The 20,252-nt window shown below is 58.5% G+C and carries 17 protein-coding genes; 9 read left to right on the forward strand and 8 right to left on the reverse strand.

Annotated elements, in window-relative coordinates; all coding sequences use genetic code 11:
* Positions 1-67: 67 nt before the first annotated feature.
* Positions 68-550 (forward strand): hypothetical protein, encoded by a 483-nt coding sequence (locus ACEN2J_RS11670; RefSeq protein ID WP_442106023.1) that lies wholly within the window; start codon positions 68-70, stop codon positions 548-550.
* Complete coding sequence (locus ACEN2J_RS11675) at positions 540-2,150, forward strand: AMP-binding protein (protein ID WP_442106025.1); 1,611 nt, start codon at positions 540-542, stop codon at positions 2,148-2,150. Before ACEN2J_RS11670 ends, ACEN2J_RS11675 begins: the two co-directional genes overlap by 11 nt.
* A gap of 65 nt (positions 2,151-2,215) precedes the next feature.
* On the opposite strand, the gene ACEN2J_RS11680 is transcribed toward ACEN2J_RS11675, so the two are convergent.
* The gene (locus tag ACEN2J_RS11680; protein WP_442106027.1) at positions 2,216-3,379 is read right to left on the reverse strand and encodes a M20 aminoacylase family protein; all 1,164 of its coding nucleotides are present in this window, start codon (positions 3,377-3,379) and stop codon (positions 2,216-2,218) included.
* 112 nt (positions 3,380-3,491) lie between these two features.
* Complete coding sequence (argE, locus tag ACEN2J_RS11685; protein WP_442106028.1) at positions 3,492-4,658, reverse strand: acetylornithine deacetylase; 1,167 nt, start codon at positions 4,656-4,658, stop codon at positions 3,492-3,494.
* 349 nt (positions 4,659-5,007) lie between these two features.
* Between argE and ACEN2J_RS11690 the strand changes: the two genes are divergently transcribed.
* On the forward strand, positions 5,008-6,060 hold the full coding sequence (locus ACEN2J_RS11690) for a YeeE/YedE family protein (protein WP_442106029.1): 1,053 nt from the start codon (positions 5,008-5,010) through the stop codon (positions 6,058-6,060).
* Between the two features lie 46 nt (positions 6,061-6,106).
* Here ACEN2J_RS11690 and ACEN2J_RS11695 read toward each other — a convergent pair whose 3' ends face one another.
* From ACEN2J_RS11695 to ACEN2J_RS11710, 4 genes are all read right to left on the reverse strand, one after another.
* Positions 6,107-7,390: a DUF3422 family protein gene (locus ACEN2J_RS11695; protein WP_442106030.1), complete on the reverse strand. Its 1,284-nt coding sequence runs from the start codon at positions 7,388-7,390 to the stop codon at positions 6,107-6,109.
* A gap of 172 nt (positions 7,391-7,562) precedes the next feature.
* Positions 7,563-8,996 (reverse strand): NAD(P)(+) transhydrogenase (Re/Si-specific) subunit beta, encoded by a 1,434-nt coding sequence (locus ACEN2J_RS11700; protein ID WP_442106031.1) that lies wholly within the window; start codon positions 8,994-8,996, stop codon positions 7,563-7,565.
* 15 nt (positions 8,997-9,011) lie between these two features.
* Positions 9,012-10,589 carry a Re/Si-specific NAD(P)(+) transhydrogenase subunit alpha gene (locus ACEN2J_RS11705; protein ID WP_442106033.1) on the reverse strand — a complete coding sequence of 526 codons (1,578 nt, stop codon included), beginning with the start codon at positions 10,587-10,589 and terminating at the stop codon, positions 9,012-9,014.
* Between the two features lie 183 nt (positions 10,590-10,772).
* Positions 10,773-11,219 carry a methyltransferase family protein gene (locus tag ACEN2J_RS11710; protein ID WP_442106034.1) on the reverse strand — a complete coding sequence of 149 codons (447 nt, stop codon included), beginning with the start codon at positions 11,217-11,219 and terminating at the stop codon, positions 10,773-10,775.
* Positions 11,220-11,294: 75 nt separating this feature from the next.
* Between ACEN2J_RS11710 and kynU the strand changes: the two genes are divergently transcribed.
* From kynU to ACEN2J_RS11725, 3 genes are all read left to right on the forward strand, one after another.
* Positions 11,295-12,491, forward strand: a complete 1,197-nt coding sequence (gene kynU / locus ACEN2J_RS11715) for a kynureninase (protein WP_442106035.1) — start codon at positions 11,295-11,297, stop codon at positions 12,489-12,491.
* A 244-nt stretch (positions 12,492-12,735) separates the two neighbouring features.
* Entirely contained in the window at positions 12,736-13,572 is an 837-nt protein-coding gene (gene kynA, locus ACEN2J_RS11720) for a tryptophan 2,3-dioxygenase (protein ID WP_442106094.1), read from the forward strand.
* Positions 13,573-13,799: 227 nt separating this feature from the next.
* The gene (locus tag ACEN2J_RS11725; RefSeq protein ID WP_442106037.1) at positions 13,800-14,627 is read left to right on the forward strand and encodes a L,D-transpeptidase; all 828 of its coding nucleotides are present in this window, start codon (positions 13,800-13,802) and stop codon (positions 14,625-14,627) included.
* A gap of 97 nt (positions 14,628-14,724) precedes the next feature.
* Here the strand turns inward: ACEN2J_RS11725 and ACEN2J_RS11730 are convergent, their stop codons facing one another.
* Positions 14,725-15,522 carry a gamma-glutamyl-gamma-aminobutyrate hydrolase family protein gene (locus ACEN2J_RS11730; RefSeq protein WP_442106038.1) on the reverse strand — a complete coding sequence of 266 codons (798 nt, stop codon included), beginning with the start codon at positions 15,520-15,522 and terminating at the stop codon, positions 14,725-14,727.
* Between the two features lie 225 nt (positions 15,523-15,747).
* On the opposite strand from ACEN2J_RS11730, the gene ACEN2J_RS11735 reads away from it, so the two are divergent.
* Entirely contained in the window at positions 15,748-15,927 is a 180-nt protein-coding gene (locus ACEN2J_RS11735) for a hypothetical protein (RefSeq protein ID WP_442106040.1), read from the forward strand.
* Positions 15,928-16,008: 81 nt separating this feature from the next.
* Positions 16,009-16,965, forward strand: a complete 957-nt coding sequence (locus tag ACEN2J_RS11740; RefSeq protein WP_442106041.1) for a magnesium transporter CorA family protein — start codon at positions 16,009-16,011, stop codon at positions 16,963-16,965.
* 122 nt (positions 16,966-17,087) lie between these two features.
* On the opposite strand, the gene ACEN2J_RS11745 is transcribed toward ACEN2J_RS11740, so the two are convergent.
* On the reverse strand, positions 17,088-18,299 hold the full coding sequence (locus ACEN2J_RS11745; protein WP_442106043.1) for a pyridoxal-phosphate-dependent aminotransferase family protein: 1,212 nt from the start codon (positions 18,297-18,299) through the stop codon (positions 17,088-17,090).
* A gap of 260 nt (positions 18,300-18,559) precedes the next feature.
* Here ACEN2J_RS11745 and ACEN2J_RS11750 point away from each other — a divergent pair, with 260 nt between their 5' ends.
* A complete protein-coding gene (locus tag ACEN2J_RS11750; protein ID WP_442106096.1) occupies positions 18,560-20,227 on the forward strand; it encodes an ABC transporter ATP-binding protein in 1,668 nt (555 codons plus the stop codon).
* Positions 20,228-20,252: the final 25 nt, after the last annotated feature.

The following is a 20,252-nucleotide window of genomic DNA, read 5'->3' on the forward strand; positions in this document are numbered from 1 at the left end:
TTAGCTTTGCGCAGGGGGGCTTGCAAGGCCATTGAAAGCGGTCAGCGCTGCGGCTAACGTAGGCTCTATGAAACATACACGCGCCCTTCTTATCCCCGCTATGCTGCTATCCAGCTGCGGCTATTTGCCATTTTACGGCGATAAAAACGCTGCGATGGAACCTGCTGCGTCCATTGCCACGCATCCCCAAACGCGCCCCAATTCGGCGGGCGCGGTGGCGCCCCCCAAAGGGGCCCGCACAATAGCTGCCCTTGACACCACAACCGCCGCACAAAAAGCCGAAGCCCTGTCAGCACCGGCCCAACCTGCGGCCGAGCAAGCCCTCGGAAAAACCGCAGTGGCGCTTGGCAAAGTCACCGAGGCTGGCTTTTGGCTGCGGTCTAGCTTGGTGCAAACCGCCGGTAAGGGGCGCGTGGTCACAGCCAATGGGGCGTCGATCGCAGTTGATCTGATCCCCGGCACAGGGGCTGCACAACTGTCGCTTGCGGCGTTTCGGGCGCTGAACCTACCGCTGACCGACCTGCCCGAAGTGACCATCTTTGCGCAATAGAAGCCTGATCCCCTTGCGCGGGAACTGGGCCGATAAGCGCGCGGCTTTTGCGTGGAACTGGCCCGAGCATTTCAACATCGCACAAGCCTGTTGCGATGATTGGGCACAGGCTGCGCCCGATAAAATCGCGATCACCGAGATTACCGAGGCGGGCGACCAAGACTGGACCTATGCCGCGCTGAAAGACGCGTCGGACCGTCTCGCCACTGCCCTTGCCAGCGCCGGAGTGGGGCGTGGTGACCGTGTGGCCGTGCTGTTGCCCCAATCGGCCGCCGTGGCCATCGCGCATTTTGCTGCGATGAAACTGGGCGCTGTGGCCCTACCCTTGTTCACCCTGTTTGGTGAGGATGCGCTGCTGTACCGCCTATCCGATTCCGGCGCGGCACTGGTGGTTTGCGATGCCGAAAGCCTACCGAAACTACGGGCCATTGCCCCCCAACTCCCAGCCCTGAAGGCCATATTCTGCACCACCGCTGCGCCAGATGCCCGCGACCTTTGGCACGCCATCACCACACATCCGCCCCTTGCCGCCCCTGCACCCACACTGGCCGAAGACCCTGCGGTGATGATCTACACCTCGGGCACCACCGGCCCGCCCAAAGGCGTTTTACATGCACATAGGTTTTTGTTCGGCCATTTGCCCTGCATGGAACTGACGCATGACGGCTTTCCCCAAGAGGGCGATAAAGGCTGGACACCCGCCGATTGGGCGTGGATCGGCGGGCTCATGGATATGGCGATGCCTTGCCTCTATTACGGCGTGCCGCTGATCGCCCACCGTATGCGCAAGTTTGACGCCGGCGCAGCCTATGCGCTGATCGCCAAGCACACCATCCGCAACCTGTTTCTGCCGCCGACGGCGCTGAAACTGATGCGGGGTACGCCGGTTCCCGCTGGCGTAAATATCCGGACAATCTCATCCGGTGGTGAAAGCCTTGGTGCGGAAATGCTGGCATGGGGGCCACTCACCCTTGGGGCCGCGATAAATGAGCTATACGGCCAAACCGAATGCAACCTGTGCATCACCCAAGCGGCAGGATTTATGGCTGTGAAACCCGCGACAATGGGCCAAGCCTTACCCGGCTTTGATGTGGCGGTGCTTGATGACATGGGCCAACCCTGTGCTGCGGGTGAATTGGGCGAGATTTGCATTCGCAAAGGCGCAGCCAGTCTGTTTTTGCGCTATTGGAACCAGCCAGAGAAAACCGCCGAAAAATTTTGGGGTGATTGGCTGCGCACGGGCGATTTGGGGCATGTCGATGCGCAAGGCTATTTCACCTTTGCCGCGCGTGACGATGATGTGATTACCTCGGCGGGCTACCGCATTGGCCCGAGCGAGATTGAGAACTGCCTGATGGGCGACGATGACGTGGTCATGGCCGCCGCCATTGGGGTCCCTGATCCTGTGCGTACCGAAGTGGTCCGTGCCTTTGTCGTGTTGCGGGACGGGGCAAATCGCGCCGGCGCCAGTGCGCGACTGATTGAAAGGGTGCGCATCCGGATCAGCCCGCATGTCGCCCCGCGTGATATCGTCTTTGTCGATGCCTTACCGATGACGGCCACCGGCAAGGTCATGCGCCGCGACTTACGTGAAAGATAATCAACCGACGACAACCCGCTTGCGCATTTTCGTCGGAAACTTGTTCGCCCGATGGGGCCGCCCTCTTACACAGACGGCATCCGCGCCTCAACCATCCCAGCATACCAGCTTGCCCCAAACGGAATCGCGGTATCGTCAAAATTATAGGCGGGGTGGTGAATCATCGCAGTGTCGCCATTGCCAAGGAAAATATAGGCACCGGGGCGTTCATTCAGCATATAGCTAAAATCCTCGGCCCCCATCATCGGCTCGGTGTCCTCATTCACTGTGCCCGAAATCGCGCTGGCCACCGCAACAGCAAAGCCGGTGTTATCCTCGGCATTCACAGTGGCCGGATAGCCGCGGCGAAAATCCACCACGGCCGAGGCCCCAAAGGCCGCCGCCATTTGCACCGGCAATTCCTTTAGCCGCGCTTCTACCTGATCTTGAACCGCCGCATCAAACGTCCGCACGGTACCTTTTAAAACAACGGTTTGCGGAATGACGTTATGGGCGTTGCTATCGGTTGAAATCATGCAGGTCGACACAACAACCTGCTTCAGCGGGTTCACATTGCGCGCCGCAATCGACTGCAAACCCACGATGATATGGCTGGCAACCAGCAATGTGTCGACGCAATCATGCGGTTTGGCGGCGTGGCCACCCTTGCCTGTCACCGTAATTTTAAACTGGTCTGCCGCTGCCATCATCGGGCCGGGGCGAATTTCAAATTGCCCTACCGGAATGCCCGGCATATTGTGCATTCCGTACACTTCCTGCACGTTCCAGCGGTCCAACATCCCGTCCTTAACCATCTCATTGCCGCCGCCGCCGCCCTCTTCGGCGGGTTGAAAGATCATCACAGCTTTGCCGTCGAAGTTACGGGTTTCGCACAGATATCTCGCAGCCCCCAACAGCATCGTGGTATGCCCATCATGGCCGCAAGCATGCATTTTGCCAGGGATTTTCGACGCATAATCCAGCCCTGTTGCCTCATGTATCGGCAGCGCATCCATATCGGCGCGCAGACCAATCACCTTGCCGCTGTCGGTTTTCCCATAGATCACACCGACAACACCGGTGCGGCCAATCCCTTCGACAACCTCGTCACAGCCCCATGCCCGCAGCAGCGCGGCCACTTTGGCCGCCGTGCGATGCACCTCAAACAGCAACTCGGGGTTTTCGTGGAAGTCACGGCGTATGGCTATAAGCTCGGGCAGCATTTCGGCAAAGCGGTTTTTTACGGGCATCGCAGTATCCTGTTTATCATCGGATGGCGTCAGGGTGTTCCAAACCTGCGCGCGCCGCAAGACCTAGAACAGCCGCCAGTGCATTTTCACGAACCTACGCTAAACCCCGCCCTTAATCTGCCAAATCCTGTACCAAGCGCTGCATAAAGCCCCAGCATGACTCAAGCTGTGCGACGTCCAGATATTCATTCGGCTGATGCGCCTGCGCAATATCGCCCGGCCCACAGACGACACAAGAATAACCCTCGGCCTGAAATTGCCCCGCCTCGGTGCCGTAAGACACCACCTCGGCCGCGTTATCGCCAGTCAGGCGACGCACCAAGGCATCGGCGGCCCCGCCTTCTTCGGGCCGCAACCCCGGCACATCAAAAAACCTATCCAAGGTGACCCGCGTATTGGGTTGTATGGCCTGCATCAGGCCCTCAACCCGCTTGCATTCGGCGACAAAACGGTCAGCCCATTCGTTTTCATCCTCATCCGGCACCACCCGAAATTCCATCACGAAATGGCAATCGCCTGCGGTGATGTTATGCGCTGTGCCGCCTGCAAATTTGCCGCAATGCACGGTGGTATGGGGCGGGTAAAACATCGCTGCAATGGCTGTTGGGGTGCGGGCCTGAATGGCGGTGTTTTGGTCGTTGATCCAACCAACCAGCCGTGCCGCCTCCATAATCGCGCTGACGCCGTAGGGCAGCAGCGACGAATGCACCTCAAACCCTTTTACATGCACCTTATAGCCGGCGCCGCCCTTGTGCCCGTTCACCAGCCGCATCATCGATGGCTCGCCCACCACCACAGCCGCCGCTTTTGGCAAATCCTTTACCATCTGCGCGATCATCGGCGGCGCGCCAACACAGCCCACCTCCTCATCATAGCTGATCGCGATTTGCAGCGGCCGTTTGACGCCTGCTTTCAATGCGAGCGGCACCGCCGCCAGTGCCAGCGCCACAAACCCCTTCATATCGCAGGTGCCGCGGCCATAAAGCCGCCCGTCCTTTTCCACCACCGTGAACGGGTCGGTCGCCCAATCTTGGCCGTCAACCGGCACCACATCGGAATGCCCCGACAGAACCACCCCGCCCGCAACTTCGGGGCCAACATTGGCAAACAGCGCGGCCTTGGTCCCCTCGGCATTGTACACCCGCTGCGACTTAACCCCGTGTGAGGCCAAATACCCCTCAACCCAATCAATCAGATCAAGGTTGCTGTCAGAACTGACGCTGCGAAAACCGACCAAATGGTCAAGTATTTCGCGGGCTGATAATTCCATCGCTTGCATCAAGTCTGTCCTTATATTTTAAAGCAAAGCTGTGCGCTTACCCAGCCCGCGTCAAGCGCGAACCACGCGATTGAAGTGCTGGAACTTATGGGCATCCCAAATTCCACAACCATGGGCCTGTGCGACGCGCCTGCATCCATGGCCGCTGAAATAAGACCAAGCGCACAGCTTTCGCCCTGCCCCTAGACAGATTTTCTGTCTTTAGGGGTGGTTTGGTCTTAAATTCCTTGCTCGCGCCATTTTCAGAAAACAATCCTCTGCGCACGCACCATTCTGGCACCAACCACCCTTGCAACGCTGTAATCTCTGGTCCAAACGGAACAAAATTCTGTTTAGATCGGAGAGAGCCATGTTCGAATCTCTAGGCTTTGAAACCCTGACACCCCGTGCAGCGTCCGTTATCTTGGGCCTGACCATCGGCGTTTTGTTCGGCATTCTAGCCGAGGTTACCCGCTTTTGCCTTCGCCGCGGCCTGGTCGGCCCCAAGGCCGAGCGTAAACCCGCCCTCGCCCTCTGGGCTACAGCCCTCGCCACCGCGATCTTGGGCACCCAAGCCGCCGTTGCCTCTGGTTGGATCAATTTTGAAGGCCACCGCTTGCTGACCCCCGACTTGCCCTATGCGGCAATAGTCCTTGGTGGTTTGGCGTTTGGCATCGGCATGGTTCTGACGCGCGGCTGTGCGTCACGCCTGACAATCCTGAGCGGCACGGGCAACCTACGCGCCCTGACGGTGCTGACGGTGTTTGCGATCACCGCACATGCCACGATGAAGGGTCTGCTTTCGCCCCTGCGCAGCGCGTTGGGCACCATCACCGTGCCGATGGGCGATGCGATCAATCTGGCAAACCTGCCCGGCGGCGCGCCGCTTGCTGCGGGCGCCCTTGCCGCCGCAGCGCTGGCTTTTGCTGTCACGGCTAAAATGGCGCCGCGCCAATGGCTCGCGGGGATTGCCATCGGTGCGCTTGTCCCGCTTGCATGGGTTGGCACCGGTTTTGTGCTGCTGGATGAATTCGACCCCATCGTCATGGAAAGCCTTAGCTTTACCTCGCCGCTCACCGAAACCCTGTTCTGGGCCATTGCGTCATCGTCGGTCGCCGCAGGCTTTGGCATCGGGCTGTTTGGCGGCTCGGTTGCCGGTGCAGCGCTATCCTCGCTGACCACGGGTCGCTTTAAATGGCAAAGCTTTGTGTCGCCGCGTGAAACCGGCCGCTACATTGCGGGTGGCGCGTTGATGGGCGTGGGCGGCGTATTGGCCGGCGGCTGCACAATCGGTGCAGGGCTTGCCGGAGTACCAACCCTTTCAGTCGCGGCTCTGCTGGCCCTTGGCGCAATCGCTGCGGGCGCAGTTCTGGCGGATAAGGTGCTTGCAGCCACACCGAAAACCGCCCCAGCGTTTGGCTAAAGCTTGGCTGGTTAAGCACAGCCCGCCCCCAAAAGGGCGGGCTTTTTTAATGAAACTTATTGCGGATACGCCGCACCATTGCCCAGACGCCAAAAATCACCAGCGGCACCATCACAGCCATCGACATGCCTTTGGAAATTCCCAAGCCTTCGGTCACCGGATAGGCGATATAGGCCAACAGGTTCACCGCGTAATAGCTGATCGCCACCACGGACAAGCCCTCAACCGTGGTCTGCAGCCGCAGTTGCAAATCGGCCCGCGCATCCATGCTTTCCAGCAGTTTTTGGTTCTGTGCCGACCGTTCCACATCGACCCGTGTTCGCAGCAATTCCGCCGCCCGTGTCGCGCGTTCGGCCATGTTGCGCAGCCGTGCATCCACCGATTTCACCGTCCGCATCGCAGGGTCATAGCGCCGCATCATAAACTCGCCAAAGGTCTGACGGCCTTCGACCCGCACTTCGCGCATCACCGACACGCGCTGCGTGACAATCGCCTCATAGGCCTCGGTCGCACCAAAGCGAAAGCTGAACTGCACCGCAAGGCTTTCCAATTCGGCTGACACTTTCAGCAGGGTTTGCAGCACCTCTTCAGGCGAATGGTCCGTGCTGTTCATCCCCGAAATCAGCCGCGACAATTGCGGGTCAAGCTCGTTCAGCTTGCCGCTTAGGCTGCGCGCCCGCATCAAGCCCAGCATCGACATCGCGCGGTAAGTTTCCACCTCACACAGCCGTTGCACAATCCGGCCGACCCGCCGCTCGCCTGTGCCCTTTTGCACAAAAACCGCAAAGCGCATGTGCCCTGCCGGATCAATCCGGAAATCACCGGCGATCACCGCCGCCCCATCGACAACCCGCGCCATGGCAAGACTTTCCGGCACAAACCAATCATCCAGCTTGGTCAGCATTTCGGCCTCATCCTCGGGCATTTCCTCAACCCGGATCAAGACGGACGTCAGCCGCGTGCCGGGCGCGTTTGCCAGCCAGCCTTCGGGGAAAACATCCGCCTCGATCGGGTCAAAGGCGCGGGCAGATAACCCGCTGCCAAAGGCCGAATAGGTCACAAATTCAGTATGGCTTTCCCATTTCAAATGGTGCCGCCCCATCGCCCCCGAAAAATGCGTAGCATCGGGCTGCGGATGCGGCGATCCATTGCGGTCTAGCAAGGCCAGTAAATGCGTGCGGTCGGCGACCCGATCACGGTTCACCGCATGTTCCGGCTCTTTGATCGCGACATAGACCGCATGGCACGGCACCGTCAGCGCCGGAAAGGGCCGCGCGTGCAGCTCGTTCACCAAGTCATAGCGCAGCGGGTGGTCTTTGATTTTGGGCATAGGGTCCTCGGCTTAGTCTTGGCTTAACAAAGAGGCTGCCGAACGGATTGTAAATTCCCTATGACCATTCAAATCGGTGCGCAATTGTACACTGGTAAATCCGCCACGCCCCGAAACGCAAAACGCGCCCCGCAGTTGCCTGCAGGGCGCGTTATTTGTTTTTTTAGGATGGTCAGTCGATCAAAGGCAACAAAGCGTCCAATGATTTCTTGGCATCGCCATAGAACATCCGCGTGTTTTCTTTGTAAAACAGCGGGTTCTCAATCCCCGAGTAGCCTGTGCCTTGGCCGCGCTTGGACACGAACACCTGTTTTGCCTTCCAGCATTCCAACACTGGCATGCCAGCAATCGGGCTGTTCGGGTCTTCTTGTGCGGCTGGGTTTACGATGTCATTGGAGCCAATAACAATCGCCACATCCGTTGATGGGAAATCATCGTTGATTTCGTCCATTTCCAACACGATGTCATAAGGCACCTTTGCCTCGGCCAGCAGCACGTTCATGTGGCCCGGCAAACGGCCAGCCACAGGGTGAATCGCAAAGCGCACGTTCTTACCCTTGGCCCGCAGCTTGCGTGTCAGCTCGGAAACCGCCTGCTGCGCTTGCGCCACAGCCATGCCGTAACCAGGGATAATCACAATGCTATCGGCCTCATTCAGCGCGGCTGCAACACCTTCGGTATCAATGGCGATTTGTTCGCCGCTGATTTCCATCGCAGGGCCAGTGGTGCCACCAAAGCCGCCCAAGATCACCGAAATGAACGAGCGGTTCATCGCCTTACACATGATATAGGACAGGATCGCACCGGAGGAGCCCACAAGCGCGCCCACAACGATCAGCAAGTCATTCGACAGCGAGAAACCAATCGCCGCCGCCGCCCAGCCGGAATAGCTGTTCAGCATCGACACAACCACCGGCATATCGGCGCCGCCGATGCCCATGATCAAATGGTAGCCGATGAAAAACGCCAGCAGGGTCATCACGATCAGCGCCACAACCGAGGCCGATTGCAAGTACATAATCAGCATCAACACCGAACCAATGGCCGCAGTGGCGTTCAAAATATGCCCACCGGGCAGCTTTTTCGCCTTGCCATCCACCTTACCCGCCAGCTTGCCATAGGCAATGACCGAGCCAGTAAAGGTAACCGCGCCGATGAACACGCCAAGGAACACCTCGATGCGCAGGATTGTCAGCTCTACCGGGGCTTTATGCGCCAAAATTGCGGCAAACCCTTCCAGCAGGTGGCGCTGGTCTTCGGGGGTACCCGCAACCAAAGCCGCCTCCAGATGCGCGTTATAGCCGATGAACACTGCGGCCAAACCGACCAAAGAGTGCATAGCGGCCACAAGCTGTGGCATTTCGGTCATTTGCACGCGCTGTGCCACGACCCACCCAATGCCGCCGCCAATGGCGATCATCAGGATAGAGATCATCCAATTGCCAGCACCCGGCCCGATAACGGTGGCCAGCACGGCAATCGCCATACCGACAATTCCGTACCACACCGCGCGCTTGGCGCTTTCCTGGCCCGAAAGCCCGCCGAGTGATTGAATAACCAGCACGGCTGCGACAACGTAAGCGGCTGTTGTAAAACCATATTCCATAATATCTGTCTCCGCTTACGACTTTTGGAACATGGCGAGCATACGCCGTGTCACCATGAAACCGCCGAAAATATTGATCCCGGCCATCAAAACCGACAGGCTTGCCAAAACAACGACCAGCCAGCTGCCCGACCCGATCTGAAGCAACGCGCCCAGAATGATGATCGACGAAATCGCATTGGTAATCGCCATCAATGGCGTGTGCAGACTGTGGCTAACTTTCCAGATCACTTGGAAACCAACATAGCAGGCCAGCACAAACACGATAAAGTGTGACATAAAGCTCGCAGGGGTAAACAGCCCCGCGAGCAGCAAAAGCGCACCAAAAATCGCCAACAGGCCAACTTGGTTGCGGGTCTGCGCCTTGAACTCTGCCGTCTCTTTGGCACGCCGTTCCTCTGGCGTCAGCTCTTTGACCTTTTCTTTTGGCTTTTGCACTGCAATTGCCGCGATTTTCGGCGGCGGTGGTGGGAACGTAATCTCCCCCTTATGCGCCACGGTAGCACCTCGGATAACGTCATCTTCCATATTCTGGTTGATAACCCCGTCCTTGGCCGGGGTCAGATCGGCAATCATATGGCGGATGTTGTTGGAATAGAGCGTCGAAGACTGCGCCGCCATCCGGCTTGGGAAATCAGTGTAGCCCACAATCGTCACGCCATTCTCGGTGACGATCTTTTGGTCCGGCACGGTCAAATCGCAGTTGCCGCCACGCTCGGCCGCGAGGTCGATGATCACCGAACCCGGCTTCATCATCTCAACCATATCCTTAGTCCACAGTTTCGGCGCAGGCCGACCGGGGATCAGGGCAGTGGTGATAACGATGTCAATCTCGGGGGCCAATTCGCGGAATTTCGCAAGCTGCTTGGCCTGAAACTCTGGCGTAGATGGCGCCGCATAGCCACCCGTCGCCGCGCCATCGGGCAGTTCGCTTGCATCGAATTCAAGGTACACAAACTCGGCACCCATCGATTCAATCTGCTCGGCCACTTCGGGCCGCACGTCAAACGCGTAGGTGATCGCACCCAGCGACGTCGCCGTGCCAATCGCGGCCAAACCGGCCACGCCCGCGCCCACAACCAACACCTTCGCTGGCGGCACTTTGCCCGCAGCCGTCACCTGACCGGTGAAGAATCGGCCAAAGTTGTTGCCCGCCTCAATCACCGCGCGGTAGCCCGCGATATTGGCCATCGACGACAGCGCGTCCATTTTCTGCGCGCGCGAAATCCGCGGCACCATATCCATCGCAATCGCGGTGGTGCCTTGCGCCTTCATCTGCTCCAGCAAATCGGCATTTTGGGCAGGCCAAAAGAAGGAGATCAGCGTCTGACCCTCACCCAAAAGCTTGGCTTCCTTTGGCTCTGGCCCGCGCACTTTTACAACAATATCAACAGCTTTGTACAAGGCGACGGCGGTTTTCACCACCTCAACGCCTGCATCAGCATAAGCCTTGTCTGCAAACCCAGCCAGCGCACCGGCCCCGGATTCGATGACGCAGCTATGCCCCAGCTTTTGCAGCAATTTGGCAGAATCAGGCGTCATCGCAACGCGCGCTTCGCCCTCAAAAATTTCCTTGGGTGCCCCAATCTTCAACAGTTTCTCCCCCGATATATGACGCGGCGTAAGGCGTCAGGTCCGTATTTCTGGTTTCCTATAACACCCCTTGACAAAAGTTTACAAGTTGGCGTTACAATTACGCCATAGTGGCATGCATCTGCGGCAATTCAACCCGGTAATTTTATTGCGCGGCAAAAATTAACGTTTAAACGCTGTATGTCACAGCCAGCGCCGCACTTGCCCGCTCCACTCTGTGAAATCCGCGCCAAAGGCTTGTTGCAGATGGGCTTCTTCGCCCTCAATGAACCGCGTGTTGATGGCCCAGACAAAAAGCGGCAGCAGCAAAATGCCCAAAAGGCTGTCCAAAATCAGGCACGCCCCCATCAGCACCAGCGCATCGCCCAGATAAATCGGGTTCCGACTGATCCGAAACACGCCCGAGGTCACCAGCGCATGCGCGGTACGCCGCGGGATAATCGTCGTGCGCAGACGCCCCATCTCCCACACGGCCAGCGCCATAAACCCCAGCCCTGCCAATACCAGCAACCCGCCCCCGACATCGCCAGCCACGCCAAACACCGGCACGGGCAGCGCGCGGGAAAGCCACCAGATCACCACCAAAAACATGCCCGTCCAAACCGGCGGCCAATCAAACAGCAGTCTCATACTTTATCCATCTTTTGATCTTGAACCCCTCGCCGCAAAGCGTTCCAATGCGCCCAATCAGACAAAGGATGCCCCATGCCAACCGATTTCGCCAGCCTTCGCGCACAATTCGACTTGCCAAAAGGCGTAATCTACCTCGACGGCAACTCGCTTGGCCCTTTGCCAAAGGCCGCAGCCGCCCGTGTGGCCCGTACCATCACTGACGAATGGGGGCAAATGCTGATCACCGGCTGGAACAAGGCGGGCTGGATGGCGCAACCGTCAAACATCGGCGACCGCATCGCGCGCCTTATCGGCGCCGAGGCTGGGTCCGTTGTCATGGGCGACACGCTGTCGATCAAGGTTTACCAAGCCCTTGCCTCGGCATTGGAAATGAACCCGACCCGCCGCGTGATCCTGTCTGATATCGGCAACTTCCCCTCAGATCTTTATATGGCTGACGGCCTCTGCCGCACGCTTGGCCAAGGTTACACCCTGAAAACCGTCGCGCCAGAGGCTGTGCTGGATGCGATCGACGACACCATCGCCGTCACGATGATCACCGAGGTTGATTACCGCACCGGCCGCAAACATGACATGCAGGCGATCACCGAACGCGCCCATCAACACGGCGCCCTCACCGTCTGGGATCTCGCACATTCGGCAGGCGCACTGCCCGTCCACCTCGCGCAATGCAATGCCGATTTCGCGGTCGGCTGCACCTATAAATACCTCAACTCCGGCCCCGGCGGCCCTGCCTTCATCTATGTCGCCCCCCGCCATCAGGAAACCGCCCGCCCTGCGCTGTCCGGCTGGCTCGGCCACGCCGCCCCTTTCGCCTTTGACCTCGACTATACCCCCGGCGCCGGTATTGAACGTATGCGCGTGGGCACGCCCCCCGTCCTGCAACTCGCAGCCCTCGAAGCCTCGCTGGATATCTGGGACCAAGCCGATATGGATGACGTGCGTGCGCAATCCATCACCCTGACTGACCGCTTTATCGCAGGGGTCGAGGCCGCCTGCCCCACCCTCACCCTCGCCTCACCGCGCGATGGCAAACAGCGCGGGTCACAAGCCTCGTTCCGCCACCCCGAGGGCTATGCGATCATGCAAGCCTGCATCGCCCAAGGCGTCATCGGCGATTTCCGCGCCCCCGACATCCTGCGCTTTGGCTTCACCCCACTCTACACCTCGGAACAAGACGTCGACAGCGCGATCACAATTCTGGCCAAAATCATGGAAACATCGCTCTGGGACCGGCCAGAATATAAAACCCGCGCCAAAGTGACCTGACCCCAGCGCAGCAAAATGATCCTCGCAATTTCATCTTGGCCCAAATACCTATCCGGCGGCACAACCCGTACGGCGGTGGGTATGCGCCACAACCTGACCGCCCACCTGCCGCTGTGCAGCCCCTCTGGCTGGGCTGGGCTGTGGCGCCATATGGCCGCATCTTCGGTTCTCTCGGGCCCAAAAACCGTACCTTTCACACGGCTTTCCCCATCCCAATCCGAAAGAACACCTAATGAAATGCCCAATATACACCCCGCTTGACCCTGCAACCGATGGCGCCGAAATGTCGTTTGACGGCCGCATGTCTTATGGCGACTACCTCTCTATCGACGCCATCCTGACGGCGCAAAACCCCGCGACCGATGCGCATGATGAAATGCTGTTCATCATCCAGCACCAAACCTCCGAGCTGTGGATGCGCCTCGCGCTGCACGAACTCAACGCCGCCCGTATCTGCATCGCAAATGACCGCCCGCGCGAGGCGTTTAAAATGCTCGCGCGCATCTCGCGCATCTTTGAGCAGCTTAATTCCGCTTGGGACGTGCTGCGCACCATGACGCCATCCGAATACACCCGTTTTCGCGACGGCCTCGGCCAATCTTCGGGCTTTCAAAGCCACCAATACCGGCTCATTGAATTTGCTGTGGGCAACCGCAACACGGCCATGCTGCGCCCACACGCGCACAGGGCTGATTACACAGCGCTGCTAACGGCCGAACTTGCCCGCCCCAGCCTTTACGACGAATCTTTGCGCTTTTTGCACCGCGCGGGCCTACCTGTTCCCGAAAACGTGATCACCCGCGACCTGACGCGCCCTTGGGAAACCAGTTCATCTGTGCAAGCTGTTTGGGAAACCATCTACCGTGCGCCCGAAACCTATTGGGAGGCTTACGAGCTGGCCGAGAAGCTCGTTGATTTCGAAGACTATTTCCGCAGATGGCGTTTCAATCACGTAATCACGGTTGAACGGATCATTGGGTTCAAACGCGGCACAGGCGGCACATCCGGCGTGCAATACCTGCGCAAAATGCTGGAAACCGAGCTGTTTCCAGAGCTTTGGCACCTAAGAACAACGCTTTAGGTGGCAAAAACCAGTGGATGAGCGGATATCCGACCAATTTTAGGGGCAATCGGCTTTGACCCACTGGTAACTTTGTTCTATCCGTGGAAACAATTGAATACTCCGCCCTTGGCGGCATAGTGAAGGTATATCTAATGCGCACTTTCGGTTCTACACTACGTTTCACAGGCCTTCCGCTCGCCCTTGGCTTTGCCCTTTCGGCTTGCGTCCCGCATCAAGAAACGCAGATGGCCAGTTCGCCCCCAGTGGCGTCGATTGGCGATAGCGTCTATGTTGCCAAAATGGACGGTGCCATTGCGATACCTGCCATCCCTTTAGATAAACTGCCCGAAGCCTATCGCCGCCAAGAGGTTGCCTACCAGACCGATCGCCCTGTGGGTTCAATCATCATCCACCCGGGCCAAAAGTTCCTCTACTTTGTCACCGGCAAAAATAAGGCAATCCGCTACGGCATCTCGGTCGGTAAAGACGGCTTTGAATGGGCGGGTGAGGCTGTTGTCTCGCAAACCAAAAACTGGCCAACCTGGACACCGCCCAAGGAAATGATTGCCCGCAGCCCCAAGCTGGAAAAATGGAAAGACGGCCAGCCCGGCGGCCCGACCAACCCGCTTGGCGCGCGTGCGATTTACCTGCTGTCTGGCGGGCGTGATTATGGCTACCGCATCCACGGCACGCCTGATTGGTGGTCGATTGGCAAGAACGCCTCGTCGGGCTGTATCCGTATGATCCAACAAGACGTGATCGACCTGAACACCCGCGTGCAACCGGGCGCAACGGTTCTGGTACTGAACGCCGATGGGTCAACGCCCAAGGGCCTGAAAATTCCGACACCGCCAAAGCCAAAACAATCGGTGGCAAAACCCAAAGCGACACCTATTGTGCCGGAACTTGAGATCAAAACCGTCACCTATCAGGCCGAACCAGCTGCGGCGGCAACAGCCCCTGCGGTTGTTGTCGCCCCAGCGGTCACAACACCAACGGCTGCGACACCCGAGGCGACAACAACAACCGGTACCGCGCCCTTGATCCTGTTGCCAAAGACCCCAGCCCAATAACATCGGACATAAACGCATAAAAAAACGGCGGGTCCGAAAGGCCCGCCGTTTTTTATGTCTACTGTCTTTTGTGCCTACAGCATGTCAGCCAAGAGCTTTAGGCCCCGGCCATTGCCCGCACCAAAGGCCGCTGCCCTTCGGCCCATGCCGCCGCCGCCGCACCAAAGGCGGTAAACAAGGGCCGCGACACCGGGTCCATCGCGGCATTCCATTCGGGATGCCATTGCACCGACATCGTGAACCCTGGCGCATCTTTGATATAAATCGCCTCGGGCGTGCCATCCGGGGCCAAGCCATCGACGACCACCCGCGGCCCCGCTTGGCAAATTCCTTGCCCGTGCAGCGTGTTTGTCATCACCTCATTCGCACCCATCAAACGGGCAAAAACCCCGCCATCGGTGAACCGCACAGCATGCCGCAGCGCAAACTTTTCCTCAATGGTGCCATCGGGCGGCATCCGGTGGTTCATCCGCCCGGGCAAATCGCGGATCTCGGGCGATAGCGTGCCCCCCATCGCCACATTCACCTCTTGAAAGCCACGGCAAATCCCCATGAACGGCTGCCCGCGATCCACGCACGCCCGCACCAATGGCAACGTCACAGCATCACGGCAGCGATCAAAGTCGCCATGCGCAGGCGTCTCGGCCTCGCCATACTCGGACGGATGCACATTCGGCCGGCCCCCCGTCAGCAAAAACCCGTCACACAACTCCAGCAGTTCGTCCACGCTTACAAAATGCGGGTCTGATGGGATGATAATCGGCAAGCACCCCGCCACTTCGGCAACGGCAGCCGAGTTCATCGTGCCCCCCGCATGCACAGGGTAGCTGTCATTCAGCAAATTCATATTGCCGATAATCCCGATCACCGGGCGTCTGGATGAACGACTGCGCATTGGGTCCCCGCTTAAAATTCAACACCATGCATATAAGATAGGCGACGCCGCGCCAATGGTGAAGGGGCAACCGCCCTTCACAAAGCCTGGATTTACATTCCTCCGGCAGGAACCTTGCAGAGTGCTTAAATATTCAGCATGAAAGCCCCAGAATGAAACACCTCCTGCTCGCATCCGCCATTATCCTCCCGCTTCAGGCGATGGCCCAAGACCATACCGGCCATATTGACCAGCGATCAATCCGCTTCCTCGCAGGCCTTTGCCGCCGCCACCGCCCAGATGCACGCCAACATGAACCTGCCGCTAACAGGCGATGCCGATGTCGACTTCATTGCCGGCATGAGTCCACACCACCAAGGCGTCATTACCGCACAAGAGGCCGAAATCGCTTTGATGAAAACCTAGTTGGCCAAACACAAAAAATAACCCCGTGACAATCGCGCCTCGCTGGTCACAATAGCCCAAACAGACCAAGCGAGGCGCACCATGATCAACAGCTATTCCCTGCAAAACGGGGTACTTACCCCGCATACAGGCAGCCTTGATACGGCCATCTGGCTTGATCTCGACAGCCCCAACGACGAGGAGGAGGCAGCGGTTGAGGCGGTGTTGAACTGCGACATCCCGACCCAAGCCGAGATGAACGAGATCGAGATTTCATCGCGCCTCTACACCTATGACCACGCCACCTATATGACCGCAATCCTGCCTGCAAACTCGGATGGCGGCGATCCGTTGATGGGGCCGGTCAGCTTTGTCCTGACCGCTACGCATCTTGTCACGGTCCGCTACCACAACCCCCGCGTTTTTGCCACGTTCCCGCCGCGCGCGCAGGCAACCAAAATAGAAATAAGCGGCGCAGATTCTTGCCTCTTGGCCTTGATGGAGGCGATTATCGACCGCCAAGCCGATATTTTAGAACGCGCCGCCGCCGAGATTGACATGGAATCGCGCGGGCTGTTCCAACCCAAACAGCGCGGCAAAAGCAAAGACTACCAAAAGGTTCTGGAAAAAATCGGCCAAATGGGCAATCTCAATTCCAACATCCGCGACAGCTTGCTAACATTGGAACGGCTTGTCACCTATCTCGGCCAGCTTTTGACCAAGCATGATGTCAACCCAGACATGCGCGAGCGCGCGCGAACCCTGTCGAGTGATGTGAAATCGCTGACCGATCACGCCAATTTCGTGGCGTCAAAAATCACCTTTTTGCTGGATGCCACACTGGGCCTGATCGGGATTGAACAAAATGGCATCTTCAAGATCTTTTCGGTTGTGTCGGTGATCTTCCTGCCGCCCACTCTGATTGCCTCGATGTTTGGCATGAACTTCACCCATATGCCCGAGTTGGCCTGGGAACATGGCTATGCCTATGCTGTGGGCCTGATGATCACCTTTGCCGTGCTGCCCTATCTGTATTTCAAGTTTAAAAAGTGGTTATGATCTTCACAAACCACCTTAAGTAGTTGGTGTAATACCATGTTTTAAAATATAATTTTACAAAGGAATTCCTCTCGAAACTATAAAGCATAATTTCAAGAGAAACCGATCCCCCTGCGTGCGACCTACCGCGATGAAATCGCGCGCGTTGCGGCCAAAATCCCGCCTTCACCATGCGCTATTTTCAAGGTCTGCATCCCCGTCTCCATCACCGCGAGCACGCCCAAAGTCATGTGGGCGTTCACATGCCCCATATGGGCCACCCGCAAAAAACCGTGCCACGCCGGATCATTGGGCAAAGCCATGCCAAGCCCGATGCCCAGCGTCACGCCAGCCTCTTTTTCGCACCATTCCCGCAGGCGGGTTGCATCCTGCCCGCCAATCCGCGCCGCCGTGACCGAACAGCCGCGATTGGCCGGATCAGCGACATTCATCGCAATTGTCGGGCTGCCGCTGGCCCACACGTCAAAGGCCGCCCAAACCGCCCCCGCCAAGGCCCGATGCCGCGCCCAGATGTTTTCCAAGCCCTCTTCTTCAATCATCATCAGCGCCTCGGACAGGCCATAGAGATGATGCGTGGGCGCCGTGCCGTTGAAATATTGCCAAAACTCGGTGCCGTTTGCCCGCAGCTCCCAATCCCAATAGGGCGTGCGCAAATCACTCCCGCGGCAGCGGTCACGCGCTTTTTCGGAAAACCACACAAACCCCAAACCCGGCGGGGTCATCAGGCCTTTTTGGCTGGCAGCCACCGTCACGTCGACTCCCCAATCATCCATCCGGTATTCGTCACAGCCCAAGGACGCAATACAATCAACCGCCAACAGCGCCGGGTGCCCCACCGTATCCAAAACCGCCCGCAATGCCGCGATATTGGTTTTGATCGAGCTGGATGTATCCACCTGCGTCGCCAGCAAAGCCTTGATCTTATGCCCGCTATCGGCCCGCAACGCCGCCTCGACCCGCGCCATGTCGACGGGTGAGGATGTACCAAAATCCATCACCTCGACATCAACACCCATGGCCCGTGCAGATTCGGCCCAGCCAATGCCAAACCGCCCCACAGCCAGCACAAGCGCCTTATCGCCGCGCGAAAACAGGTTGGCATTCGCCGCCTCCCACGCGCCATGACCGTTACCGATATAAATGGCACAGTTTTGCTGCGTGCCCGCAACCGCCTTTAGCCGCGGCCAAATGCCTGCGACCACGTCATAAATCTCGCCGCCATAAATATTGGGAGAGGCGCGGTGCATCGCCCGCAACACGCGATCAGGCATCACAGACGGGCCAGGAATGGCAAGATAAGGGCGCCCATAGGCAAGCGAGACGGGAGATTTCATGAGGGGGATTTCCTGCAATTTCATGCCCAAGTGCTAGGCCCGCCCAAGCGATGCGTCAACCACTCTCAAACGCCAAACGCGCGACAAAAGAACCGCTGCCTTGCAGGTGCCAACAATATCGCGTTACACCTTTGGCAACCTGTCCTTATTTTGGCGCTTTGCTTGTGACCCAAAAAACTGATGCCGCCCCGAACCCTTATCGCTCGACCCGCCTGTTCGGGCGGCTTTGGTCGGGGTATTTGCACCAATATCGCGGACTGATGGCGCTGGCTCTGGTCGTTATGGTCATTGAGGGCAGTACGCTTGGCGCGCTATCTTATATGCTAAAGCCCCTGTTTGATAAGGTGTTTACCAGTGGTGGCGAAGGCGCGCTGATCTGGGTTGGCTTTGGCATTCTGGGACTGTTTTTGTTGCGGGCGATCACTTCGATCACCTCAAAAACCTTGCTGACCACGATTGCGCAGCGGTCTTCCTCAACCATGCAGGTTGACCTGCTGCGCCACATCCTGACGCTTGACGCCAGTTTTTTCCAAACCAACCCGCCCGGCGCGTTGATTGAACGGGTGCAAGGCGACACGCAGGCCGTGCAAGGCGTGTGGTCAACCATCATCACAGGCTTTGGCCGTGATACGATTTCGCTGATTGGCCTGTTTGCCGTAGCGATTGCGATTGATCCGGTCTGGACCTTGGCCGCGATGATCGGCGCGCCGCTGCTGATTCTACCTGCCTTGGTCGTTCAGCGCTATATTCGCCGCAAAACCGCCGCCATGCGGGCCGAGGCGGGCAACCGCGCCACCCGTCTGGATGAGGTGTTTCACGGCATTCAGGCGGTCAAGCTAAACCGGATGGAGGCGTATCAGACCTCGCGCTTCAACACGATCGTGCAGCGCATTGTGAAGGCCGAGATTAAAACCGTGGTCGGGCGCTCGACCATCCCCGCCTTGGTGGATGTGATCACCGGGATCGGCTTTTTCGCGGTGCTGATGCTAGGTGGCTCGCAGATTGTTGAGGGCGAGCGCACAATTGGCGATTTCATGGCGTTTTTTTCGTCGATGGCGCTGACATTCCAACCGCTGCGCCGCATGGGCGATATGGCGGGATTTTGGCAGATCGCCGCCGCCAGCCTAGAGCGTCTGTTCCGGCTGTTCGATAGCGAACCTGCCCCGCGCCCCTTGGCGACGGCAAGCGTGCAGCATCCGGGCCACGCCCCGCGCATCACAGTCCAAGACGTGGTGTTCGGCTATGGCGAAACGCCGGTGTTGCACGGCCTTAGCTTTACCGCCGAGGCGGGCAAGATGACCGCCCTTGTGGGGGCCTCGGGTGCCGGTAAAAGCACTGTCTTTAACCTGCTGACTGCGATGGCAGAACCGCAGGAAGGCCAGATCAGCCTTGATGGCACCGATATCGCCACCTTGATGCTGCCCGACCTGCGCAGCCAGTTTGCCGTAGTCACTCAAGACGCCGCCCTGTTTGATGAAACCATCCGCGAAAACATCGCATTGGGCAGCAAGCCAGAGGCGGCACAGCTGACCGCTGCAATGGATGCCGCCCATGTGTCGGAATTTGTGGCCAAGCTGCCCTTGGGGTTGGATAGCCCCGCTGGCCCGCGCGGCTCGGCCCTTTCGGGCGGGCAGCGCCAGCGTGTGGCGATTGCCCGCGCCCTGCTGCGTGACGCGCCCGTGCTGCTGCTGGATGAGGCGACAAGTGCACTGGATGCCCAATCCGAGGCACTGGTGGCCGATGCTTTGGCCCGCGCCGCCAAAGGCCGTACCACGATTGTGATCGCGCATAGGTTGGCCACGATACGCAATGCCGACCGGATTGTGGTGATGGATCAGGGGCGCGTGGTTGATAGCGGCACACATGACGAATTGCTGGCCCGTTCCGGCCTTTACGCCGATCTGTGCAAGTTGCAGTTTCAGGCCTGACTTATCCGAATTTGCAGGAGCAAAC

This window comes from Pseudorhodobacter sp. W20_MBD10_FR17, from assembly GCF_052119765.1.
In the GTDB taxonomy this organism is placed as follows: domain Bacteria; phylum Pseudomonadota; class Alphaproteobacteria; order Rhodobacterales; family Rhodobacteraceae; genus Pseudorhodobacter.